Genomic DNA, 22,415 nt, shown 5'->3' with positions numbered 1-22,415 from the left:
GAAGTGATGATACAACGTAAGCAAACACTTTATCTTATGGCGGCCATTGTGATGACCGTCATTTGTCTTTGTATGCAGATAGGTTCATTCCGAGTGGCAGGCATTGAAGTGGCTCGAGTATACAATCTATGGTTTACTGATCCTCTTGGAAAACATCATTTTGATACGTGGCCTCTGATGGCGGTTCTGCTCCCAACGGCAGCCCTCGCGACCTATACCATATTCATTTATCACAATCGGAAGGTTCAAGCGCTTTTCTGTGCGCTGAATGCGTTACTGATTGTTGGGTGGTATGTGTGCTTCTTTGTCGTTTCTCAGATGGTCGGTGACAAATCGTGGGGAACAGTGAATTTCCGTCCTTTGTGGCCTGCCGTCTTTCCGGCAATAGCACTGATCTTTTATTTAATGGCCCGTCGGGCTATTAAGGCAGATGAGAAGTTAGTTCGTTCTATGGACAGAATCCGGTAAGATTCTGCTCTCGCGTCTGCAGATGTTTAACATAGCCAATAAATAAAAACGAATGAAAGTATACTCATTGATGTGCATGGCAGTTTTTTTTGCTGGATGCACATCTGCTATTAGTGTGGATCGACAGGTAGACGAGTTCTATGAGAAACTGTCGCAGGAAGAACGCATTGCTCAGTTGAGAAGTATGTACATGGATATGCTCTTCGATGAGCAGGGACGGTTAGATACGGTGAAATGCCATGAATTGATTCCCAATGGTATTGGGCACTTTTCGCAGTATGCCAGTCAGAAACCCCGTGATCCTAATGAACTGCGTGATCGCGTCGCTGCTGTGCAAGACTGGCTAATGCATCATACACCTCATGGCATTCCTGCGCTTTTTCATGAGGAGGTCCTGTCAGGAGTTAATACAAGTGGAGCTACGATTTATCCCCAGCAGATAGGACAAGCCTGCTCGTTCAATCCGGAATTGGCAGAACTGAAGACCCGTCAGACGGGCATCGTGATGCGTAAGATGGGGGGTGTTCTTTCACTCTCACCGATGGTAGACGTTTGTCGTACACCAAGTTTTAACCGTTTGGAGGAATCGTATGGTGAAGATGCTTATCTGTCGGCGGTGATGGGAGTGGCTTTCGTTAAAGGATTACAGCAGGGAGATCTGAAGAAGGGTACAGGAGCCTGTTCAAAACATTACCTTGGTTATGGTGGTGGAGGCAACGCTGATGAGAAAGAATTGATGGAAGAGATTCTACTGCCTCATGAGACGATGATCCGACTAGCAGGAAGTAAGGTTGTTATGCCTGGTTATCATGCGATGTTGGATGAAAACGGAGAGTCTACCAACTGTGTTGCTAATGGTAGGATCCTGAAAGATATCCTGCGGGATTATATTGGTTTTGACGGTATGATCGTCAGCGATTATACTGCGATTGATCAGTTGCCCGGTATTGATGATCCTGTGCGTAAGGCTGCAGCTGCCATCAACGCAGGCAACGATGTTGATTTCCCTACTGGCGCAAATTATAAGTACCTGCAGGAGGCTGTCGAACAAGGACTCGTGAAGTCTGAGGCGCTTGAACGTGCTGTGAAGAATGTGTTGCGATATAAGTTTCGTGCAGGTCTGTTCGATAAAGATGCTTATCTGTATAGTCGCCAAGACATCGTGCTCGATACACCAGATGAGCGTCAGACAGCGTATCAGATTGCTACGCAGTCGGTGGTACTCTTGGAGAATAATGGTGTTCTGCCCTTGAATGCTTCTTCCCCGAATATCTTTGTCACTGGTCCAAACGCTAATTCTATGTGGGCGATGTGTGGTGACTATTCTTTCCCCTCCATGACTTATTTCTGGAAAAAGATAGAGAAAGATTTGGATCATCCGCATGTGATAGGATTGCTGGAGGGTATGAAGGCGCACAACTCTGGTAATTTCAACATCATGTATTCTCGTGGCTGTGACTGGACTGAGGACATCGAGACTAAGTATACTAAGGGAGGAGATGAACGTGCCTGGGAGTATGCTCTCCTGCATCGTAAGGTTGATTCCGGTGAGAAAGTTGATAGGAAAGAGGCTCTTGAGATGGCTCGGAAAAGCGATGTTATCATTGCTGCCGTAGGTGAAAACGTCATGCTTTGTGGAGAGAACCGTGACCGTCAGGGGCTTCGTCTGCCCGGTAAACAGGAACAGTATGTAGAGGAACTTTTGAAAACGGGAAAACCTGTCGTCTTGGTTGTATTTGGAGGACGGGCTCAGGTTATCTCTGGTATTGCTGAGCGCTGTGCAGCCGTTATTCAGGCTTGGTACCCAGGTGAGGAAGGTGGAAATGCCGTGGCTGATATCCTATATGGAAACGTAGCGCCGTCAGCAAAACTTTCTGTCAGCTATCCGAAGACAGAGGTGTACGAACCGCTATGTTATAACTATTCTGCGGAGATGGATGCACGTGTGCAGTGGCCCTTTGGTTACGGTTTGAGTTATACCACGTTTGATTATCAAAGCTTGCGATTGCCTCAGGAGGTTTCAACAACTGATGAAGGTATAAGCCTGGCATTCGAAGTGAGAAATACAGGAAAGATGGCTGCTGACGAGATTGCGCAAGTTTATATCTCTCCCGGAGATGACGATTTGCCAATCCGACCGATACAGTTGCAGGGTTTTGCTCGCATATCACTGCAACCCGGTGAGACGAAGACTGTAAAGATGAAACTCTATACAGAGCAGTTGGGCTTCTATAGTCACTCTGACTCGGATGCCTCTCAAGGTAATACTAAACAACAGCGTCAGTGGAATGTGCGTCCTGGTAAGTATGTCGTAAAGGTTGGATCTTCATCCACAGATATCCGCTTGCAGCAGGAGATTGTTTTAAAGGGGGAATCGTTACGTAAACCGTTGCGTACATACTATTTCTCAGAAGTCGAGTAAAGTCAGGATAAGTGATATCAATCATAAGGGGCGAACCATTTGGTTCGCCCCTTATGATTTTATAAATAGTGTCAGATATGTCGTTGTTATTTCCCACGAAGGGCGGCAATAGACTCTTTCAGAGCTGCAATCTTTTCTTCTGAATCGCTCTGTTTTTTGCGCTCAAGGGCAACAACCGCCTCTGGTGCATTGGCAACGAAACGCTCGTTGCTAAGCTTCTTCTTAACACCAGCGAGGAAACCTTCAAGGTGTTGTAACTGGGCTTCCATCTTTGCAATCTCTGCCTCCACATCGATCATGTCACCGACAGGCACTGCAAATTCGTCGGTGCCAACCATGAAGGCAGAAGCAGTCGCATCTTTCTCTGCAACGACATTGATGACTTTCAAATTAGCCATTTTGATGACAACAGCATCAAATGCCGCATAGGCATTTTTGCCAACTACTTGAAGCTCGAGTTGTTCCTTGGGTGCGATATTCTTAGAACTACGAACCATACGAACACCTGATACAATCTGCTTAACACTCTCAATCTGAGCAGAAAGCGTGTTGTCAGCAGCTGTAGGAGCAGAAATCTCAAGTTTGTCTCGCATGATACTTTCTCCCTCCTTGCGATCGTAGAGATGCTGCCAGAGCTCTTCAGTAATGAACGGCATAAATGGATGAAGCATCTTCAATAGTATTTCGAAGAATTCGAGGGTTTTATCATAGGTCTGCTTGTCAATAGGCTGTGCCTCACCATTGACATAGGCAGGTTTCACCATCTCAAGATACCATGATGAGAATTCGTCCCAGAAAAGTTTGTAAACAGCCATCAATGCCTCAGAGATACGATATTTTTTAAAGAGATCGTCGACCTCAGCATTGGTTTGGCGGAGCTTTGCTTCGAACCATGAGGTGGCAATCTTGCCAGCTTCCGACTGTTTGATATCTGCGACCTTCCAACCCTTCACCAGACGGAAGGCATTCCAAATTTTATTATTGAAGTTACGGCCCTGTTCACAGAGAGATTCGTCAAAGAGAATATCGTTACCTGCAGGCGCAGAGAGCATCATACCCATGCGAACACCGTCGGCACCGAATTTCTCGATGAGCTCGATAGGATCGGGTGAGTTTCCTAATGACTTAGACATCTTACGACCCAACTTGTCGCGAACGATACCAGTGAAATAGACGTTCTTGAATGGGAAGGTGCCCATATACTCCTCACCAGCCATAATCATACGAGCTACCCAGAAGAAAATGATATCGGGAGCTGTTACAAGGTCAGAGGTGGGGTAGTAGTATTTAATTTCCTCGTTGCCGGGATTGTTGATGCCGTCGAAGAGCGAGATTGGCCACAGCCATGAAGAGAACCAAGTGTCGAGGGCATCCTCATCCTGACGCAGATCAGCATCCGTCACCTTCGGATCCTTCTGCTGAGCCAGTTTCAGGGCCTCATCACGTGTCTCGGCCACAACGTAATCGTCGTTATTATTGTAATAGTAGGCGGGAATACGATGTCCCCACCATAACTGACGCGAAATACACCAGTCTTGGATGTTTTCCAACCAGTTCTTGTAAGTGTTCACGTACTTCTGGGGATAGAACTTCATCTCACCATTGAGCACTGGTGGCAGAGCTATGTCGGCAAAATGCTGCATTTTAAGAAACCATTGCAGTGAGAGACGTGGTTCAATCGCCGTATCAGGATTACGCTCGGAGTATCCGACTTTATTTGTATAATCTTCTATCTTTTCCATTAAACCAGCCTCCTGCAGATCTTTGGCTATCTGCTTGCGGCAGTCCATACGGTCCATCCCCACGTAGATAGGTGACTGATCTGAGATGGAGCCATCAGGGTTGAAGATATCGATAGTCTCGAGATTGTGGGTTTTACCCAACATATAGTCGTTGGTGTCGTGGGCAGGTGTTACCTTCAGACAACCTGTACCAAACTCGATGTCAACATATCGGTCTTCAATAACAGGGATGACACGGTTTACGAGTGGAACGATCACCTTGCGGCCTTTCAACCACTGGTTCTTTGGATCTTTCGGGTTGATACACATAGCGGTATCTCCCATGATAGTCTCAGGACGTGTGGTGGCAACAACGGCATAATAGCCTTTTTCATCCTTGTGGATGATGTTACCTTCGGCTTTCAGAGTCTCTTCGTTGTCGATGGCTGCTAATCCATCAACATAATATTTCAGATGGAACAAATGGCTTTGCTCTTCTTTGTAGATAACCTCTTCTGTAGAGAGGGCTGTGAGTGCCTTCGGATCCCAGTTTACCATGCGCAGGCCACGGTAGATAAGTCCTTTGTTATAGAGGTCAACAAATACCTTGATAACGCTTTCCGAACGCTTTTCATCCATGGTGAATGCTGTGCGATCCCAATCACAACTGGCACCCAGACGGCGCAACTGCTTCAGGATAATGCCACCATGCTCGTGAGTCCAGTCCCAGGCATGCTCCAAAAATTGCTCACGGGTAAGATCATGCTTTTTAATACCTTCGCTGGCGAGTTTCTTTACCACCTTAGCTTCGGTGGCTATTGAGGCATGGTCGGTACCAGGCACCCAGCAGGCATTCTTGCCTTCCATCCGTGCTCGACGCACAAGAATATCCTGAATCGTATTGTTCAGCATATGTCCCATATGAAGCACACCTGTCACATTGGGCGGTGGAATGACGATCGTATAGGGTTCACGTCCGTCGGGTTTGCTGGAAAAAAGCTTGTTGTCAAGCCAGTACTGATACCATTTCGCTTCGACCTCTTTGGGGTCGTATTTACTTGCAAGTTCCATGTCTATTTGATGTTATTCTCTAAAATTCGGTGCAAAATTATAAAATAATTGTGAATTATGAATTATGAATTATGAATTATTTTGTATCTTTGTCCCATTAATTTGACGATTATGCACACAAAAGAGGAAAAAATGCAGGCTTTCGGTCGTTTTCTTGACGTGCTTGATGCTCTGAGGACTAACTGTCCGTGGGATAAGAAGCAGACGAATGAAAGCTTGCGTCCCAATACCATAGAGGAAACATATGAGCTTTGCGACGCTTTGATGAAAAGCGATACGCACGAAATCTGCAAGGAACTGGGCGATGTCTTGTTGCATATTTGTTTTTATGCTAGGATTGCTCAGGAAAAAGGCGATTTCGATATTGCTGATGTCTGTGATGCGTTAACTCGTAAGATGATTGTTCGTCATCCTCATGTATATCACCCGTCGCAGATTGATGCGGTGGAGCCTAAGCCGTTGCCATATGTGCCGGAAGATGTTGGAGACGTCTCCCATTCTGATAAAGTGACCACTGTTTCTCAGGTCTTGGATAATTGGGAACAGATCAAATTGAAGGAGAAAGATGGTAATAAAAGTGTTCTTTCTGGAGTCCCAGATGCACTACCTTCCCTCATAAAAGCTTATCGTATTCAGGATAAAGCACGTCATGTGGGATTTGATTGGGAAAAGAAACAGGATGTTTGGACGAAAGTCCGTGAAGAACTGGATGAGTTGGAAACAGAGTTGAACAAAGAAGACAAGGAACGTTCCACGGAAGAACTTGGTGATTTCCTTTTCAGTGTGATTAATGCTGCAAGGCTTTATAAATTGAATCCTGATAATGCATTAGAGAAAACGAATCGTAAATTCATTGATCGCTTCAATTATATCGAGGCACATAGCATTAAGAAGGGTAAGCCTTTGACGGAGATGAGTTTAGGTGAGATGGATCAACTTTGGAATGAAGCAAAGGAAAAACTGGGATAATAACAAAACACAGATTGATATGAAAAAGATTACTTGGATCGGAATGTTTTTTGCCGGTGTGGTGACCTTCGGCAGTTGTGGCGGAAACAGGCAACAATATGTCTCTGCAGACGATGATTCTACTTCTACGATGGATCTCGTACCTCGTGATCAGACCATATATGGACTTTGCGGAAATGGTACCGCTATGAACACGCTGGAGCTGATCACTGATAGCGGAGACACATTGACGTTAAGTCTGACAAAAGCCCAAGAGAATGGAAAGGTGTTTGGTGGCATGGCGGTTGCAGACCGTATGGCTGTCGTGGCTGACAAAGCGAGGAAAGAGGCTCAGGTCGTCATCAATCTGAATACGCTGATGGGCGACTGGGTGATGCCGAACCCTATCGATGGGAGTGACGAGGTCGGAATCCGTATTAAGGAAGGTGGTGTCGCAGAGAGCATTGAACAGAGCGTGATTATCTACAGAACGTGGAAGATTTTTAATGGCGATCTGATTCTCGAACTGGTTCGTGAAGGTGGCGGCGATGAGCAGGAGACCAACCGCTATGAGATCTTGACGCTCGGTGCCGACTCGTTGGCTTTCAGAACCATTGATAAGCCGCGCGACGAAACGGAGACATTCGAATATAGTAGATGGAAGGAGAAACCGAAAGCCGACCTCCATGGTTTGCAGCTCGAGGAGACTAGCGATGAGTTTAATAAGATCTGATATTTTTTGTGGAACCGTTTAAGATTCATATACTAGGGTGTGGAAGTGCGCTTCCCACCCTTCGTCATTACGCATCCTCACAGGTTGTTGAAATTCGTGAGAAGGTCCTTATGCTCGACTGTGCAGAAGGGGCACAGATGCAACTCCGTAAATGTCGTGTGCGTTTTACGAAACTAAGTCATGTCTTTATTACCCATTTGCATGGCGATCATTGTTTCGGACTTCTTGGTATGATTTCTACTTTCGGTCTTTTGGGGCGCACAGCCCCTCTTCATATTCATGCACCGAAAGCACTCGGACCGGAACTGGATCGACAGATAAAGTTCTTTACCCACGATCTAGGCTATGAGATTGTTTTTTATCCTGTCGACACAACCGAACGCCAGGTCGTCTATGAGGATAGGAGTATGATGGTGGAGAGTATTCCCTTGGAACATCGGGTGCCGTGTTGTGGGTATCTAATCACAGAAAAGCCGTCTCTCCCTCATATCCGTAGGGATATGATGGATTGTTATGGGATACCCATGAGCCAGGTCGGGAATATCAAGAATGGCGCTGATTGGGTGACAGATGATGGAGAGATTATTCCGAACGCCCGTTTGGTGCGACCTGCAGATCCTCCTCGTAGCTATGCATATATGACGGATACTCGATATATGCCAAATCTGCATGAGCAGTTGAAAGGGGTTACCACACTTTATCATGAAAGCACTTATGGAATGGATAACCTTCTACAGGCTGAGAAGTATTACCATTCGACAGCTCGACAGGCGGGCACTGTTGCACGTGATGCAGGGGTTGGAAAACTTCTACTGGGACATTACAGTTCGCGATATGAGGATGAGGAAGTCTTGTTGAAAGAAGCAAAGGAGGTATTTGACAATACTTTTCTAACCTCAGAGATGGCTGTGTTTGATGCCTGATGATAGAAAGAACAGCTTTTTTGTGCAAAATATTTTGTAGTTTCAACGGAAAGACTTATCTTTGCAGCATCTATTGATGTGGATCATGCGGAGAAATCTGACTATATTCGTTGTGATGACTATGCTGGCAATTCCTAGCATGGCAGAGCCGTTTCTTTTGGAACGGACTGCTTCAGAGCAGGTAGACGACAGGGTGACCGTCACAGTCGAAGGTGGTGCTGTCATGGTTTGTGGCGCTCAAGGAAAAGTTTTAGAGGTTATCTCCTTGACAGGTCGGCAGGTCGCCCAGTTCCGTATTGATAGTCCGGCACAGCGTGTAGAACTTAATCTGTCAAAAGGGTGTTATGTCCTCAAGGTAGGCAAGCTTGTGCGCAAGGTGTCTATACGTTAGCATTGCTGCTTGCGAGTGCCTGTGCGTTTTTGGCTTCCTGTACGGAGGGAAGCCACAATCCGTCTGAGACTGATCTTTCTGCCTTTGGCGAATATGTTCTTGCATTGGATACACCTCAATTAGCACAGAATTATGCAAGGATCCTCAAAGCAGACTCGTCGGTATGGGAAGGGGATGCGGCAATCCGGCGGCGATATGCTGATGTGGCTCATGTCGAGGATACTCCCTTATGGTTTTCGCGAATGGGTGTGTCATCACAGGCTGATTCCCTACTGGCGCTTATGCGTCGTGAACTGCCATATAATGGTCTCGATAGTACAGCATTCTATCTTCCACAGATTGCGGAAGATCTGGATATCGTTCATCGTCTCGCTTTTGATTCTGTGGGTAGGAGCATCAATGAAGTGTTACCTCATCTGGATTATTATCTGTCGAAGGCTTATCTACGTTATACCGTTGGACTTCGTTACGGGTTCATGCAACCGCAGCGTTTCCTGAACCGAATGGATTATAAGCCAACGGGTGATTACGCTCGTCTCTTTGATTATGAGGTGGAGGCTCCAGACTATGGGAGTTCTATTCGTAGATTGGAATCATCTGAACGGATGTCTTTCTTGGAACAGTCACAGCCAACTGGTCATGTGTACAGAGCACTTCAGGAACAGATGAAAAGGACTGCTGATAAAGGAGAACGTCATCGATTGGCAGTTAACATGGAACGGTGCCGCTGGCGGATGAAGCATCCGGGTGAGAATGAAAGAATGGTCTTGGTGAATATCCCGGCTTTGCAGTTGTGGGCTGTAGGCGGTGATTCTGTCCTGTCTATGCGGATCTGTTGTGGCGCGACTGCCACAAAAACACCTCTGCTGCATAGCGCAATCAGTTATATGCAGGTCAATCCGGAATGGATTATTCCTCAGAATATCATTAATACAGAAGTGGCGCAACATGGCGGCGATTCTGCCTATTTCGCGCGTCACCGTTATTATATTATAGATAAAAGCACGGGCGACACACTTAACCCGATAGATGTGGGGGCATCGCAGATGAGAACAGGTAATCTGCGTGTCGGACAAAAAGGCGGAGCGGGCAATTCCCTTGGACGTATAGTCTTCCGCTTTCCGAATAACTTCTCAGTCTATCTACACGACACGAACAACAGAGGGGCATTTAATAGCGACCGACGTACACTTTCGCATGGATGTATTCGAGTGCAGAAGCCTTTTGAGTTGGCTTGCTTCCTTTTGCCTGATGCCGATGACTGGAAAAGGGATTGTTTGCGGATATCTATGGGTATGCGGCCTGAGACAGATCGTGGACAGAGTTTTCTGCAGGAACATAATGGCGTCTCGCAGCCATTTCGTCTGCTGACATATCTGGACGTGTCGCCTCGCGTACCATTATATATTGTATATTATACAGCTTATCCTAATCCAAAGACAGGAATGGTGGAGACATGGCCTGACCTCTATGGCTACGATAAGGTAATTAGTCGTGAGATTAAGTCTTTTTTGCTTTAGGTTGTACGATGGATATGGATAAATTCGATGATAAGCATATCAAAAAGCTACTCTCTGACACTCGGACTCAGCGTAAGGGGTTTGAGTTGTTGGTACGGCAATATAGTGAGAAACTGTATTGGCAGGTAAGACGTATCGTACTCACCCACGATGATGCCAACGATGTGCTACAGAATGTCTATATCAAGGCGTGGAATGGCCTCGACACATTCCATGGCGATTCCAGATTGTTCACATGGCTGTCGCGCATCGCTATTAATGAGAGCCTGGACTTCGTACGTCGTCAGAAAACGATGAATGCCATGAGTGCTGATGATGGAGGACAGAGTATTGCCAGTATGCTGATGGCCGATGAGTATTTCGATGGCGACAGAACGGTCGCATTGCTGCAGGAAGCTGTAGCCAGTCTTCCGGATGTACAGCGCACGGTGTTCTGTCTTCGTTATTACGACAATATGAAATATAGTGAGATAAGTCAGCTGTTGGATACCTCGGAAGGTGCGCTGAAGGCCTCCTATCATATTGCTGTGGGGAAAATTACGCAATTTTTTAAAGAGCACGATTAAACCTTTTGAATATCAATACGTCATATATACGATGAAAGAAGAAAAGTACATAACAGACATGGTCGGGAACCAGAATCCGTTCCGGGTTCCCGAAGGGTATTTTGACGGCCTTACCGAACAGGTGATGCGGTCACTACCAGAACGCAGACAACGGGCGAAGTCCGTATGGATGCGTCCTGTATTCTATGTCGCAGCCTCTGTATGTGCGTTGCTTATCTGTGGCGCTGCCTACTTGTTCCTGTCGGGCGTTGGACAGCAGGATTCCCTGCAGGCGCAGGTCCCAGCTATGCAGGAGTCTAGTGATGTGTCCTTTGACGAGGCAGCCGATTATATGATGCTTGATAATCAGGACATCTATGCCTGTTTGGCAGGTTTTTAATGAAGGAAGTGATGAAGAAGTTTTTTGTTACAATGGTGTTCGTATGCATGTGTATGCTTAACGTTCATGCAGAAGAACCACAGAGGTTCTCCCCAGAGAAGTTTCAGACGGCCATGGAGCAGTTTATTGCCCATGAAGCTTGTCTGACACCTGAGGAGTCCGCAAATTTTTTCCCTCTTTTCCGTGAGATGCAGAATAAGCAGCGTAGCGTCTTCGCTCGCATTAAGAAAGAATGTAGTGTGAAACCTGTTGATGCTGCGGAATGTAAGAAGATGGTGCAGAAACGTGATATGTATGAACTGGAATTGAAAAGTATCCAGCAAACCTATCATAATAAGTTTTTCAGTGTGATTCCTCCCTCGAAGGTCTATGATGTTATTAGGGCTGAAGACAGGTTCCATCGCCATGCTTTTAGGAATTGGGGACATGGCGGTTGGATGAGACCACAGGGAAGGTGACCGTTATTCAAGTTTTGAGCCCTCGATCAGTTTGGGGCAGAGTTTTTCCAGTTCACATTTCTCACAGTTTGGCTTGCGTGATGTGCAGACATATCTGCCATGCAGTAAAAGCCAATGGTGCGCGTCAGGCACATCCTCTTCAGGGATGTGCCTGATGAGTGCTTGCTCCACCTTATATGGTGTGTTCTCTTGTTTTGAGACAAGTCCCAACCGATGGGCTACACGGTAGACATGAGTGTCTACTGCCAGTGCCGACTTCCCGAATGCGACGCTCCTGATCACGTTGGCGGTCTTCCGTCCAACACCTGGCAGATCGAGAAGTGCATTCATGTCGGAAGGCACTTCACCGTTATGTTTTTCCATGAGTGCGCGCGCCATCTTAACAAGATGGGCCGCTTTGGCATTCGGATACGATACGCTACGTATGTATTCTAACACCTCTTCCTCTTCTGCCTCGGCCATCGTTCTCGCATCAGGATATCGACGGAACAACGCTGGTGTCACTTGATTGATGCGTTTGTCCGTGCATTGTGCACTGAGGATGACAGCTACAAGCAGTTGAAACACACTGCCGAATTCCAGCTCGGTAGTGACATGGGGCATTTGCTCACGGAAATGATCTAATACCCTTTTATATCTTTCTTCTTTTCTCATGGCTGATGTGTATCTAGATGCAAAGGTACGAAAAACCTAAGACTAAAATGTAGGAAATGGTTTCTTTTTTGAAAAGGTCCTATTATAGGACAAGTCTTTCAAGATAGAAACTTATATTTTCTTTCTTTTTTCTCACGAATTCTTCGTATCTTTGTGCCATCAATGTCATTTTTATTATACAAAATATGAAAAAACTACTACTATCTGCTTTTTGTGTTATGTCTGCGATGACATACGCAGACAACTCACCTGTATGGAAGAATCCCAGTGTGAACCAACAGAACCGTGAGGCACGTCGTGCCGACTTCTTTGCCTTTGAGAGTGTTGAGAAGGCGAAAGGAGAGAAAAGTGCTTCGGACCGGTATCTCTCAATGGAGGGAATGTGGAAGTTCAACTTTGTCAGAAACCACCAAGAGGCTCCAAAGGACTTTTATACCTTGAAGTACGATGACTCATCATGGACTGATTTTCCCGTGCCAGGTCTCTTTGAACTGAATGGCTATGGCGACAAGACTTATGTGAATGCGGGGTATGCGTGGAATACAACCTTTAAGAATGACCCTCCTTATATTGGTGAGACGAATAATTATACCGGTTCGTATCGTCGGGTCTTCGACCTGCCTACCGGTTGGAAAGGACAGGAGGTCTTTTTCCATGTCGGTTCTGCAACGAGTAATCTCATGCTTTGGGTGAATGGTAAGTATGTAGGCTACTCGGAGGACTCGAAAGTGGCTGCCGAGTTTAACATCACCAGGTATCTTAAACCTGGCAAGAACCTGATTGCCATGCAGGTGATGCGCTGGTGTGATGGAAGCTATCTGGAGGATCAGGACTTCTGGCGTTTCACTGGTATTGCCCGCGAGGTGTATCTTTATGCCACGCCGAAATGTCATATCAAGGATATTACAGTCGGTCAAGACTATCTGGATGGAAAAGGCTTGCTCGATGTGAATGTTGAAATAGTCAGCGGTAAGGGAGCATCCGTGGAGGCACAACTGTTCGATGCCGACGGAAAAATGGTGGCTGAAGGTCTGAAGACCACAGTAGAGAATGTGAAGCCATGGACTGCCGAGACTCCCCATCTTTATACATTATATATATTATTAAAGAAAGACAACAAGGTTGTCGAGGCTATCCGTAAGAAAGTGGGCTTCCGTCGCATTGAGATTAAGAACGGTCAGTTGCTGGTAAACGGTCAGCCTATCTTGATCAAGGGCGTCGACCGTCATGAGCTTGATCCGGATGGCGGCTATATCGTCAGCGTAGAACGGATGATACAGGACATCCGGATTATGAAGCAGTTGAATATCAACGCTGTCCGTACCTGTCATTATCCTGATGATCCCCGTTGGTATGACCTTTGTGATGAATATGGTATTTATTTGACGGCCGAGTCGAATCTGGAAAGTCATGGGATGGGCTATCATGAGAAGACGTTGGCTAAGAATGCTGCATTCGAAAAGATGCATATCGAGCGTCAGGAGGGAAATGTTATCTCGTTCAAGAACCATCCGAGCATTATCGTTTGGTCGTTGGGAAATGAGGCTGGTTACGGACCAAACTTTGAGAAGGCATATGATTGGGTGAAGGCATACGATAAAACACGTCCTGTGCAGTTTGAACAGGCTGGTCAGAACGGTAAGACGGATATCTTCTGTCCGATGTATTATGGTTATGAGGGTTGTGAGAAATATGCGCAGGGTGATAACCCACGTCCCTTGATCCAGTGTGAGTATGCTCATGCCATGGGCAACTCTATGGGTGGCTTCAAAGAGTACTGGGATATCATCAGAAAGTATCCGAAGTATCAAGGAGGTTACATCTGGGATTTCGTTGATCAAGGACTCCGTGACAAGAGCCCTGTCACAGGTAAGGAGATCTTTACGTATGGTGGTGACTATGGGCGCTATCCGGCCAGTGACTATAACTTTAATTGCAATGGTATTATCGCGCCCGACCGTCGGTTGAATCCGCATGCTTACGAGGTGGGCTATTATTATCAGAACGTCTGGGTAACAGACTGTGGTCTGAAAGATGGTCGCCTGGAGATCTACAACGAGAATTTCTTCAAGTCGCTCGATGACTTGGAACTGGCTTGGTTTGTGGGCGGTGCCTCTGGTATGCATCATCATGGCGGTGACCGTCCGACTGGTATGACCTTTGGGCATGGTGGTGTCATCAATATCAGTGGGATTGGACCGCAGCAGCGGAAAACGATAACGGACGAGACACTGAAGAATACCATCGCCCGTGTGTTGGGACATCATGGCGATCAGGAGATCTTCGTCATCTTCCAATTTAAATCTCGCGAGGCTCAGCCTCTGATAGAGAAAGGACAGGTGTTGGCTCGCCAACAGTTCGTGCTGAATCCATACCAATTCCCTGAGATATCGGATAAGAATAGTGTGTCAAGGGAAACCGGAATCCATAAGGAGGAAACGGAAAGCTATGTGAAGTACGAGGCTGCCGGCACCTCACTGACAATCGGTAAGTGGAGTGGATGGATCGACTATCTTGATGTTGATGGTGAACCGATGCTGATTGACCGTCAGTCTGTTACCCCTGAGTTCTGGCGCGCACCAACGGATAATGACTATGGCGCACAGTTGCAGAACCGTCTTTCTGTATGGCGGAATCCGCAGATGAGGCTCAAGACGATTGACGTTAAAGATAATCAGACGACAGCTTCTTTTGATCTCCCCGACGTGAAGGCAGTGCTTACAATGACCTATACGCTGACGGCCGAAGGACGTGTCATCGTAAGACAGCAGCTTACCGCTGATAAAGAATCACAAGTGAGCCCACTTTTCCGTTATGGCATGCAACTGCAGATGCCGAAGGCGTTTGACCGGATTTGCTATTATGGACGTGGACCTGTGGAAAACTATATCGACCGCAACTCGTCTGAGTTCTTGGGCGTCTATGAGAACCTGGTAACCGACGAGTATTTCCCGTATATCCGCCCGCAGGAGTCAGGCAATCATACTGATGTCCGCTGGTTCCGTGTATATAATGCAAAAGGTAAAGGACTGGAGTTCTATAGCAATGCGGCGATGGAGGTTAGTGCCTTGAATTATCTGACAGCAGACCTGGATGACGGACCGGTCAAAGATAAGGTCTGGGGACATCACTCTGGCGACCTCGTGGAGCGCCCGGTCACACAGGTACATATCCAACAGCGACAGATGGGACTTGGTTGTGTGAACTCATGGGGGGCATGGCCACGACGGGAGTATCTTCTGCCATATCAGAACTACGATTTTACCTTCGTTATAAACCCCTATAAATCAGAAAAGTAGGTTATTTAGCCTCTTATTGAACAAAATGATACCGCTTACGGCTTGACTTTAATCAAAAAGAAGGCCGTAAGCGGATATTTTATGAATTTTTTGCCAAAAAGTGTTGGTGGGGTACTTATAAATTGCTAACTTTGCACCCGAAAAAGAAATGATTTGAATAAAAATCGGAAAATGTAATAACAGTTTTTTAAGAAGATTGAAAGGGATGAAGAAGATGTATGAGATGAAGAAAATGGTACTCGTAGGAATGATGATTCTTATGGGTGGTATGTCTTATGCTGAAGAAACACAGATTACTAATGAGATTGATACTACTTATATCAAGCTCGATGAGAACCTGGAGCCTGTCAACTTTGTCAATTCGACATTTGAGGACCTTCAGGAGGCTGTCGGCGAACTTGAGACGATTCTTGAAACGGAGTCGTTCCAGTTGTATGGCGCAGGCGACTATACTTATAAGGTAGAGAATGGCATGGTAACCTCTATGGCCATTCAGATTGCTGACGAGAAAAATGATAAGGTCATCTATAACAAGATCCTGAATGCTCTGGCTAAGAGTAATTCTATCAAGGATACTCATAACACTGGTGGTAACTACTATCAGTATGCTAGCTTCCAGGTGCAGTTTGATGATTTTGAGGGATATGAGAAACTGACTTTCTCAGTGATTCCTGAGTAAATGACAGAATAAGGGTTTTTTGGTATGGATAACGGGAGATCCTCAGAAATGAGTCTCTCGTTATTTTTTTGTATTATAAAGAAAGGAAATAGCCGAGACGATATAACTTGAAGACTAAAAGACAAGGACGTGTGCCGCAGAGGTTCTTGCGTTCCAGATGACCCAATAGATGGTGCCACAGACGAATCGTTGACAGAATGACAGGAATATGTATGTTCCCGACAAAAGTGAGTAGTCTGGAGTAACCACGTAGATCCTCACGGAACTGGTGGAGCGTGCGCAATCCTTCCTCGGTCTTGGCGACATACTCGGGATTGGATTCAAAATCGCAGAACAGAACAGGATTGTCAATGTGTGAGATGGCGATACGATGCTGTCGCAGTGTCTTTCCTAATAACACATCTTCATAGCCATAATGGCGGAAGCGCTCGTCGAAAGGATACTGGAGCATGATATCACGACGGATGAGTAGGTTGGCAGTGTGCAGATGCTGATACGGTGTCTGGCATCGTTGTTCCGCAGTGTGTCGTGCCTCTTCGGATTTCTCATATAGATAGCGAAGATTTCCTTTTAGCAACTTGTCGTCTCCACAGATGTCCACTCCGCCGTCAATGACGGTATCACAAGGGTTTTGCAGATAGTTGCTCAGGAACAGCGGATCTCCGATTCTCATATCGCTGTCGATAAACAATAGATAATCGTATCTTGCCGTCTTGGCGAGGATATTGCGGATGGCTGCTCGCCCCACATTCTCCTGTCTGACAAGATACTGACAATTGGGGATTTCTGCAATGGATTGGTTGGTGCCGATAGCCTGAGTGTCGGTAGAACCGTCGTCTGCCACGATGATCTCATAGGTCAGAGACAGCTTCACGGCCTGCTCATAAAGCGTCCGTACCAAGTCCACACAGATGGTGTTATAGGTAGGGATGAGGATTGATAGTTCCGTCTTAACTTGTTCCATGATGGCAAAATTACGAAAAAAAAGGGAACTATCTATAGTATTTGGAAGAAAAAACAGTAACTTTGCAGCATGCTTTTTAATTCTTGGATATTTGTCGGTCTGGTCATCGCTACGACACTGGTATACTATCTGCCGTTCATAAGACGTTGGCAGGTATATGTTCTGTTGGTATCAAGTGCCTTGTTCTATGCCTATGATAGTATAGGTCTCTTACTGTTGCTGATCGCGTCGGGAATGGTCAATGCTATCGCCAGTTACGGTGCCATGTTTCGTAGGCACTCCCGTACCTATGCGACGGTGGGTGTCGTTATGAACCTGTGTCTGTTAGCGCTATTCAAGTACGGTGGCCTGATTTCTACTTCTTTCCTCGACGTTAGTGCAGGTGTCGGACAGTTTCTTTGTCGACTGCCCCTGCCGTTGGGTATATCGTTCTATACCTTTAGTGGTATTAGTCTGATTGTCGATGCATACAGAGGGCGTTATGATGGAGAGCAGGTGTCCTCGCCTCCTTCTTTTCTGCAACATGTCAGGAAGACGCTTCTTTATATATGTTTCTTCCCCAAGCTTTTAGCTGGTCCTATCGCTAAGTCTAAGGAGTTCTTCGGTGAGATAGCTCCTAAACAGTTCTCTCTGATTGATTGGACGTTTGTCTTTAAGTCACTTGTCGTGGGCTATTTCCTGAAGATGGTCATCGCCGATAACCTGAAGGACTTTACCTTTTGGATGACGTATCCGTATTTTGTGCATCGTGGTACGGGGAGTCTGTTGCTGATGGTGTTTGGCTATTCCATTCAGATGTTTGCCGACTTTGCCGGCTATTCCCTGATAGCTATTGGCGTGGCGGCTATCTTCGGCTATCGACTGCCTACGAATTTCAATTTCCCGTATATCGCTTCGTCCTTCCGTGAGTTCTGGAAACGGTGGCATATTACCCTGTCTCAGTTCCTGATGGAGTATCTGTATATTTCTTTGGGCGGAAACCGGAAAGGAAAGGTGAGAACCTATCTCAATCTCTTGCTTACGATGATGCTTGGCGGCTTGTGGCATGGTGCGGCATGGAGTTATCTGGTGTGGGGAACCTATCATGGTCTTTGTCTGGTCGTAGAAAGGGCCATATGCGGTAGGAGAGAGAACTGCATATCTGTCATGCGTTGGCAGAAAGTCTCACATGGACTGTCGGTGACGTTTGTATTCGTCATGGTATCATTTGGCTGGCTATTGTTCATGCTGCCCAATTTCAGCGAGGCAGTATTATATGTCAGATGTATCTTTAGTAATTACGATTCTGGCGCTTTCATTGATTTGAAACTCATACCGATAGCTATCTATGCGATACCGGTAGTCATGTATCATGCCATATACTGTCTGAGAGAGAGGGCGTGGGTGCAGAGATATATCTTGCGCTTTGACTATATTCTTTATGGCATCATGCTGTTCCTGATACTGACCAATAGCGGTAGTGCCAGTTCTTTTGTATATTTTCAATTCTAAGACGCTGCTGATGATATGATAAAGAGAAGTATTCTTTGCTTTGCGGTCTTGTTTGGCATACACCTTGTCATCGTGTTGCTGAACCCTATGGTGGGGATGGCCACTCATCAGTGGCAGGACAATGTCATCAAGGCTCAGCAGTTCATATATGCAGAAAAGTCAGATACGGTGATGGTCGGCACCTCCCTATCTGCGAGGATTATCCGCGACAGTATTCCCACCGTCAAGTCGGTCTCGTTTGGTGGCTGTGCCGTTGAGGACGGTCTGAGGATTATTCTTTCGAAGGGTGATCTTCCTCGGTTTATTCTGGCAGAGACCAACCTGTTCTTTCTTGACGGTAACCCGGAGCTGGTCTCCAAGATGACCGAGGGCGTTATGCCGATGTTAAGGCGGTGGATACCGTCTTTGCGTGAACAGTATCAGCCCATCTGTATGCTTGCTTCCATGATGGCGAGCGCGGCAGACATCAACCCACAGGCTGGCACATCGACGGTTGATATGGACCTGTTGAATGAGAGTATTGAGCATCATATCAAGTATGACTGGCAGATGCCGGAGCCGCAGGCAGAGACCCGAATGGGTGACATGAAACGACTGGTTGAGATGTTTGAGGCTAAAGGTACGCGGGTGCTATTCTTTGAGATGCCCGTCAACGAACGACTGACGCATTTGAAAAGGTATGATCAGACGAGAGAGCTCATGCAGAAGACTTTCCCTGCCGACAGATACACCTATCTGCCTTTCGATACAACCCGTTATGTAACGACCGACGGTGAACATCTTGACTATGAGGGACAACAGGTGTTCTCTCATTATTTTAAAGGGGTTCTGTCTGATTTAGGTCGTTCGGCGCAAGACCGGAATTAGAAAAAAATCGTGAAAAAAGAAAAGATAACGAAAAATATATTTGGAGAATCCGCGGAAAAGTAGTACCTTTGCAGCCGCTATTACGAGATAATAGCATGAAATTCAATTAATAACAACAAATTATCATTTAAAAAATGGCAACAAAAATCAGATTGCAGCGTGGTGGTCGTAAAGGTTATGCTTTCTATAGCATCGTGATCGCTGACGCTCGTGCACCACGAGATGGTAGATTTACTGAGAAGATTGGTACTTACAACCCTAATACCAATCCTGCCACAGTAGACTTGAATTTCGATCGTGCACTCTATTGGGTTGAGACTGGTGCTCAGCCAACAGACACTGTACGTAACATTCTTAGCCGTGAGGGCGTATACCTGATGAAGCACCTTCGTGGTGGCGTGAAGAAGGGCGCTTTCGACGAGGCTGCAGCTCAGAAGAAGTTCGATGCCTGGAAGGCTGACAAGCAGAATGGCTTGAACAAGATCGCTGAGGCTGACGCAAAGGCAAAGAAAGAGGCTGCTGCTAATGCACTGAAGGCAGAGAAGGCCGTCAACGAGGCTATTGCCAAGAAGGTAGCCGACAAGAAGGCCGCCGAGGCTGCTGCTAAGGCAGAGGAAGAGGCTGCAAAGGCTGCTGAGGCCGCTGCTGCTGAGGCAACTGAGGCTCCTGCTGAAGAGGCTGCTCCTGCTGCTGAGGCTCCTGCAGAGGCATAAAGCTTCAAGGAAAAAGACTATTGAAGCCGGGTATCTACTGATATCCGGCTTTTTTACTAAAAGAACATGCATATACTGGAGATACCCTCGTTCTTTATCCCCTATGGTGGGGGCTTCTGTCTCGATCAGGCCAAGGCTTTGAAGGGACAGGGGCATCAGGTGCGTATCCTGAGCAACATACAGTTGTCGGTGAAGAAAGGTGCCAGATCCTTCTTGTCTCTTCCTTATACCACGAAAGAAGAGATGATGGACGATATTCTGGTCGTCCGGCATTTCCAGCGTGGTATTCCCCTGGTCATACGTCCCAACGTCAATGGGTGGGTAAGAACCGTACAAAGGATGTTCCGTGATTATGTTGTCAGATATGGCAAGCCCGACGTGATTCACGCCCATTGCGCTAAGTGGGCTGGTTATGCGGCTATGCTCATCAGTGAGGCGTATGATATTCCCTATGTCGTGACGGAGCATCTCTCGCGGATGAGTCTGGAGACAGAGTTCGGAAAACCGCCTTCTGATGCATGGCAGGTTGCCATGCTGCGCAAGACTTATCAACGTGCCAGTCGGGTGCTGCCGGTCGCAGAGGAGTTGGTGACTGATACGGCATGCTATTATGGGGATGACTATCGGTGGGAGACGGTGTCGAACGTGGTAGATACGGCTCTCTTTCATTATCAGTCCAGGAAACCGTTAAATGACCGACCGTTCGTATTCTGTTGTTTGGCAAACTACGATTACCGGAAAGGGTATGATGTGCTGGCATCCGCATTCCGTGAAGTGAAGACCCGAGAGAGTCGGGTGGAGCTGTATGTGGCGGGTGATGGTACAGACAGTAAGGCCTGTCGGCGTTTGTTGGATATGGAAGGCGTTAAGATCTTCGGTCTGCTTGATAAGCACGAGGTGGCACAACTGCTATATCAGAGCGATGCCTTGGTGTTGGCCAGTAGGGATGAGGTGCAGTCGTTGGCAGTACTGGAGGCCATGAGCACGGGCATACCCGTGGTAACAACGGACACTGTTCCGAAGAGCCTGAGAGACACGGATGGCTGTCACACGGTTCCTGTAGATGATGCGAAGGCTTTGGCGTCGGAAATGCTGAATGTATGCCGGCATACCGACTATGATGGCAGGGCCTTCTCGGAATGGGTCAGACGGACGGCCTCTCCCGAGGTAATCGGCGCAAGACTATCTGAGATATTTGCGGAGGCGCAACAGCAGACGCCATAAAGGAGGGTATTGCAACACAAGACGTCTCATCCTGATGCCGTATGTGGTTTTGACTGCCCATAGCTTTTGGCAGGCGACAGCCTCGTGAAAGAGTTGAGGGGCGTATGCCCGGAAAGCATGCATCAAAAGTGCGATGACACGTCTTCGGAAGAAGTCCTTTGTAATATCAGATTCTATGTTGTACTTGCCTGATAACGAGAAACTTTGCATGGTCACGTTCCTGTAGAACGCGAACAACTTCCGCTCGTCTTTTGATGCGGAGATGGTCTCTGGCCCTTGACTGTAGCAGAGGGTGATATCTGGTATGTAAGCAATGTTCCCGGCAAGTGCCATATGGAACGTGATCGGCAGATCCTCACAGGCGCCTTCTCGGAATAAGTCCGTGTTCTTCTCGTATTCCCGACGGATGGTCTCGGCACGGTAGAGTGCTGTACAAAGATGAATGACGGGCATACGCGTCTGAGTGAGAATAGCCTCGAGCATCTTCTTGCCGTCTGTCAGAGGGGCAGGGAAGGGCTGTGGGGGAGAAGCACTCTCTTGCTTTGTCGTCTCGTCATAATAATGCCATCCTGTGTGAACAAGGGTGATGCTGCTGTCGGCCTCCATCAGCCGTGATGCTTTCTCCAACTTCTGGTCGTCTATCCAGAAATCATCTCCGGCACAGTCGGCGATATAATCTCCCTGACAGGCGAGCAGACAGTCGAAATAGTTGTCTACAATCCCTTTGTTGTGGTCGTTGCAGAACAGACGAATCTGCGGATAACGTGCCGCGTATTCCTGACAGATCTCACGGGTGTGGTCTGTAGAGCAGTCCTCGCCGATGATGATCTCTACGGGCAGATGGCACCGTTGCCTGAGAATGGAGTCGAGTGTGCGGGCAATGGTCTTCTCCTGATTATATGTCGTTACAATGACCGATATCAT

General features: G+C 46.9%; 20 protein-coding genes. 16 read left to right on the top strand and 4 right to left on the bottom strand.

What is annotated here, in order from left to right; all coding sequences use genetic code 11:
• Window positions 1-6: 6 nt before the first annotated feature.
• On the top strand, window positions 7-468 hold the full coding sequence (locus tag BMY63_RS02810; RefSeq protein WP_091914594.1) for a DUF4293 domain-containing protein: 462 nt from the start codon (window positions 7-9) through the stop codon (window positions 466-468).
• 115 nt (window positions 469-583) lie between these two features.
• On the top strand, window positions 584-2,890 hold the full coding sequence (locus BMY63_RS02805; RefSeq protein ID WP_256218908.1) for a glycoside hydrolase family 3 C-terminal domain-containing protein: 2,307 nt from the start codon (window positions 584-586) through the stop codon (window positions 2,888-2,890).
• A gap of 86 nt (window positions 2,891-2,976) precedes the next feature.
• Here BMY63_RS02805 and BMY63_RS02800 read toward each other — a convergent pair whose 3' ends face one another.
• Window positions 2,977-5,682, bottom strand: a complete 2,706-nt coding sequence (locus BMY63_RS02800) for a valine--tRNA ligase (RefSeq protein ID WP_091914590.1) — start codon at window positions 5,680-5,682, stop codon at window positions 2,977-2,979.
• A gap of 111 nt (window positions 5,683-5,793) precedes the next feature.
• Between BMY63_RS02800 and mazG the strand changes: the two genes are divergently transcribed.
• The 8 genes from mazG (at window position 5,794) to BMY63_RS02760 (ending at window position 11,600) form a co-directional block, all read left to right on the top strand.
• The gene (gene mazG, locus BMY63_RS02795) at window positions 5,794-6,651 is read left to right on the top strand and encodes a nucleoside triphosphate pyrophosphohydrolase (protein WP_091914588.1); all 858 of its coding nucleotides are present in this window, start codon (window positions 5,794-5,796) and stop codon (window positions 6,649-6,651) included.
• Between the two features lie 19 nt (window positions 6,652-6,670).
• Entirely contained in the window at window positions 6,671-7,363 is a 693-nt protein-coding gene (locus BMY63_RS02790; RefSeq protein ID WP_176771013.1) for a lipocalin family protein, read from the top strand.
• 8 nt (window positions 7,364-7,371) lie between these two features.
• A complete protein-coding gene (locus tag BMY63_RS02785; RefSeq protein WP_091914586.1) occupies window positions 7,372-8,286 on the top strand; it encodes a ribonuclease Z in 915 nt (304 codons plus the stop codon).
• A 121-nt stretch (window positions 8,287-8,407) separates the two neighbouring features.
• The gene (locus BMY63_RS02780) at window positions 8,408-8,677 is read left to right on the top strand and encodes a T9SS type A sorting domain-containing protein (RefSeq protein WP_143065703.1); all 270 of its coding nucleotides are present in this window, start codon (window positions 8,408-8,410) and stop codon (window positions 8,675-8,677) included.
• Between the two features lie 29 nt (window positions 8,678-8,706).
• The gene (locus BMY63_RS02775; RefSeq protein ID WP_091914584.1) at window positions 8,707-10,197 is read left to right on the top strand and encodes a L,D-transpeptidase family protein; all 1,491 of its coding nucleotides are present in this window, start codon (window positions 8,707-8,709) and stop codon (window positions 10,195-10,197) included.
• Between the two features lie 14 nt (window positions 10,198-10,211).
• A complete protein-coding gene (locus BMY63_RS02770) occupies window positions 10,212-10,763 on the top strand; it encodes an RNA polymerase sigma factor (RefSeq protein ID WP_091899937.1) in 552 nt (183 codons plus the stop codon).
• A gap of 31 nt (window positions 10,764-10,794) precedes the next feature.
• Window positions 10,795-11,142: a hypothetical protein gene (locus BMY63_RS02765; protein ID WP_091914582.1), complete on the top strand. Its 348-nt coding sequence runs from the start codon at window positions 10,795-10,797 to the stop codon at window positions 11,140-11,142.
• An 11-nt stretch (window positions 11,143-11,153) separates the two neighbouring features.
• On the top strand, window positions 11,154-11,600 hold the full coding sequence (locus tag BMY63_RS02760; protein ID WP_091899936.1) for a hypothetical protein: 447 nt from the start codon (window positions 11,154-11,156) through the stop codon (window positions 11,598-11,600).
• Between the two features lie 3 nt (window positions 11,601-11,603).
• Here the strand turns inward: BMY63_RS02760 and nth are convergent, their stop codons facing one another.
• Window positions 11,604-12,254, bottom strand: a complete 651-nt coding sequence (nth, locus tag BMY63_RS02755; protein ID WP_091899634.1) for an endonuclease III — start codon at window positions 12,252-12,254, stop codon at window positions 11,604-11,606.
• Window positions 12,255-12,439: 185 nt separating this feature from the next.
• Here nth and BMY63_RS02750 point away from each other — a divergent pair, with 185 nt between their 5' ends.
• Window positions 12,440-15,553 (top strand): glycoside hydrolase family 2 TIM barrel-domain containing protein, encoded by a 3,114-nt coding sequence (locus tag BMY63_RS02750; protein WP_091914580.1) that lies wholly within the window; start codon window positions 12,440-12,442, stop codon window positions 15,551-15,553.
• Between the two features lie 205 nt (window positions 15,554-15,758).
• A complete protein-coding gene (locus tag BMY63_RS02745; protein WP_091899632.1) occupies window positions 15,759-16,232 on the top strand; it encodes a hypothetical protein in 474 nt (157 codons plus the stop codon).
• Between the two features lie 73 nt (window positions 16,233-16,305).
• Here BMY63_RS02745 and BMY63_RS02740 read toward each other — a convergent pair whose 3' ends face one another.
• Window positions 16,306-17,196, bottom strand: coding sequence for a glycosyltransferase family 2 protein (locus BMY63_RS02740; RefSeq protein ID WP_091914577.1), 891 nt, complete (start codon window positions 17,194-17,196; stop codon window positions 16,306-16,308).
• A gap of 69 nt (window positions 17,197-17,265) precedes the next feature.
• On the opposite strand from BMY63_RS02740, the gene BMY63_RS02735 reads away from it, so the two are divergent.
• The 4 genes from BMY63_RS02735 (at window position 17,266) to BMY63_RS02720 (ending at window position 21,491) form a co-directional block, all read left to right on the top strand.
• Window positions 17,266-18,687 carry an MBOAT family O-acyltransferase gene (locus BMY63_RS02735; protein WP_091914575.1) on the top strand — a complete coding sequence of 474 codons (1,422 nt, stop codon included), beginning with the start codon at window positions 17,266-17,268 and terminating at the stop codon, window positions 18,685-18,687.
• Between the two features lie 15 nt (window positions 18,688-18,702).
• Entirely contained in the window at window positions 18,703-19,554 is an 852-nt protein-coding gene (locus tag BMY63_RS02730) for a hypothetical protein (RefSeq protein WP_143065702.1), read from the top strand.
• Window positions 19,555-19,688: 134 nt separating this feature from the next.
• On the top strand, window positions 19,689-20,267 hold the full coding sequence (locus BMY63_RS02725; protein WP_091899628.1) for a 30S ribosomal protein S16: 579 nt from the start codon (window positions 19,689-19,691) through the stop codon (window positions 20,265-20,267).
• Between the two features lie 66 nt (window positions 20,268-20,333).
• Complete coding sequence (locus tag BMY63_RS02720) at window positions 20,334-21,491, top strand: glycosyltransferase (RefSeq protein ID WP_091914570.1); 1,158 nt, start codon at window positions 20,334-20,336, stop codon at window positions 21,489-21,491.
• On the opposite strand, the gene BMY63_RS02715 is transcribed toward BMY63_RS02720, so the two are convergent.
• The gene (locus tag BMY63_RS02715) at window positions 21,450-22,415 is read right to left on the bottom strand and encodes a glycosyltransferase family 2 protein (RefSeq protein ID WP_091914568.1); all 966 of its coding nucleotides are present in this window, start codon (window positions 22,413-22,415) and stop codon (window positions 21,450-21,452) included. The two genes, BMY63_RS02720 and BMY63_RS02715, sit on opposite strands and share 42 nt — an antisense overlap.

It is taken from the genome of Prevotella aff. ruminicola Tc2-24 (assembly GCF_900110895.1).
Classification (GTDB): domain Bacteria; phylum Bacteroidota; class Bacteroidia; order Bacteroidales; family Bacteroidaceae; genus Prevotella.
Note: the sequence above shows the minus strand (reverse complement) of the source record. Positions and strands in the feature narration are given on the sequence as shown.

Coding starts and splice junctions, on each gene's coding strand:
- BMY63_RS02810 (WP_091914594.1), top strand. CDS start 7: ATGATACAACGTAAGCAAACACTTTATCTTATGGCGGCCATTGTGATG.
- BMY63_RS02800 (WP_091914590.1), bottom strand. CDS start 5,682: ATGGAACTTGCAAGTAAATACGACCCCAAAGAGGTCGAAGCGAAATGG.
- mazG (WP_091914588.1), top strand. CDS start 5,794: ATGCACACAAAAGAGGAAAAAATGCAGGCTTTCGGTCGTTTTCTTGAC.
- BMY63_RS02790 (WP_176771013.1), top strand. CDS start 6,671: ATGAAAAAGATTACTTGGATCGGAATGTTTTTTGCCGGTGTGGTGACC.
- BMY63_RS02780 (WP_143065703.1), top strand. CDS start 8,408: ATGCTGGCAATTCCTAGCATGGCAGAGCCGTTTCTTTTGGAACGGACT.
- BMY63_RS02770 (WP_091899937.1), top strand. CDS start 10,212: ATGGATAAATTCGATGATAAGCATATCAAAAAGCTACTCTCTGACACT.
- BMY63_RS02765 (WP_091914582.1), top strand. CDS start 10,795: ATGAAAGAAGAAAAGTACATAACAGACATGGTCGGGAACCAGAATCCG.
- BMY63_RS02760 (WP_091899936.1), top strand. CDS start 11,154: ATGAAGAAGTTTTTTGTTACAATGGTGTTCGTATGCATGTGTATGCTT.
- nth (WP_091899634.1), bottom strand. CDS start 12,254: ATGAGAAAAGAAGAAAGATATAAAAGGGTATTAGATCATTTCCGTGAG.
- BMY63_RS02750 (WP_091914580.1), top strand. CDS start 12,440: ATGAAAAAACTACTACTATCTGCTTTTTGTGTTATGTCTGCGATGACA.
- BMY63_RS02745 (WP_091899632.1), top strand. CDS start 15,759: ATGAAGAAGATGTATGAGATGAAGAAAATGGTACTCGTAGGAATGATG.
- BMY63_RS02740 (WP_091914577.1), bottom strand. CDS start 17,196: ATGGAACAAGTTAAGACGGAACTATCAATCCTCATCCCTACCTATAAC.
- BMY63_RS02735 (WP_091914575.1), top strand. CDS start 17,266: ATGCTTTTTAATTCTTGGATATTTGTCGGTCTGGTCATCGCTACGACA.
- BMY63_RS02730 (WP_143065702.1), top strand. CDS start 18,703: ATGATAAAGAGAAGTATTCTTTGCTTTGCGGTCTTGTTTGGCATACAC.
- BMY63_RS02725 (WP_091899628.1), top strand. CDS start 19,689: ATGGCAACAAAAATCAGATTGCAGCGTGGTGGTCGTAAAGGTTATGCT.
- BMY63_RS02720 (WP_091914570.1), top strand. CDS start 20,334: ATGCATATACTGGAGATACCCTCGTTCTTTATCCCCTATGGTGGGGGC.
- BMY63_RS02715 (WP_091914568.1), bottom strand. CDS start 22,415: ATGATATCGGTCATTGTAACGACATATAATCAGGAGAAGACCATTGCC.